Source organism: Streptomyces spongiae (assembly GCF_009377185.1).
Taxonomy (GTDB): Bacteria; Actinomycetota; Actinomycetes; order Streptomycetales; family Streptomycetaceae; genus Streptomyces; species Streptomyces spongiae.
Window position 1 is genome coordinate 1 of the sequence record NZ_VJZC01001114.1, and the last position, 1,001, is coordinate 1,001.

The window sequence follows — 1,001 nt, forward strand, 5'->3', positions numbered from 1 at the left end:
CCCCACAGCCGCCCCCACCGCCGGACTCACCTGAGGCACCCCCTGAGGCACCTGAGCCACCCCCTGGGGCACCCCTTGAGTCGCCTGAGGCACCCCCTGAGCCCGCTCCAGGAACCGCAGCAGCTCCACCGGGAAGGGCAGAACGAGCGTGGAGTTCTTCTCGGCCGCGACCGCCACCACGGTCTGGAGAAGCCGCAGTTGGAGCGCGGAGGGGGTGTCCTCCATCTGCTGGGCGGCCTCGGCGAGCTTCTTCGACGCCTGCAACTCGGCGTCGGCGTTGATGACGCGGGCCCGCCGCTCGCGGTCGGCCTCGGCCTGCCGGGCCATGGAACGCTTCATGGTCTCGGGCAGCGAGACGTCCTTGATCTCGACGCGGTCGATGGTGACGCCCCACTCGACGGCCGGGCTGTCGATCATCAACTCCAGCCCCTGGTTGAGCTTCTCGCGGTTGGAAAGCAGATCGTCCAGCTCGCTCTTGCCGATGATGGACCTGAGCGAGGTCTGCGCCATCTGCGAGACGGCGAACCGGTAGTCCTCGACACGGACGATCGCCTCGGCCGGCGCGGTCACCCTGAAGTAGACGACGGCGTCCACCCGCACCGTCACGTTGTCCCGCGTGATCCCCTCCTGCGCGGGCACCGGCAGCGTCACGATCTGCATGTTGACCTTCTGCAGCCGGTCGACGAGGGGCACGATCATCGTGAACCCCGGGCCCCGCACGGTCGGGCGCAGCCGCCCGAGCCGGAACACCACCCCTCGCTCGTACTGTTTCACCACCCGGGCCGCCGACATCACGTACACCGCGCCGACGGACGCGAGGGACGCCCCCGCGAGAACCAGCTCCTCGACCATGTCGGCCCCCAGGGTCCGAAGTCGGAGTGTGAGCGGAGTACGGGCGGCCGTGCGCCGGAGTGCCTGTGTCCAGGAACGCTTCGGAGTACGTGCGCGCACTCCACGTGTCCTTCGAAGGTAACTCCGGCACCCGGACAAGGGGGAGCCCT

Annotated in this window: 1 protein-coding gene; it reads right to left on the minus strand. The window is 69.2% G+C overall.

The features are described from left to right. Positions 1 to 852 (minus strand): slipin family protein (locus FNH08_RS50490; RefSeq protein WP_228034885.1); only part of this gene is annotated, 852 nt, incomplete at its 3' end. Positions 853 to 1,001 lie beyond the last annotated feature (149 nt).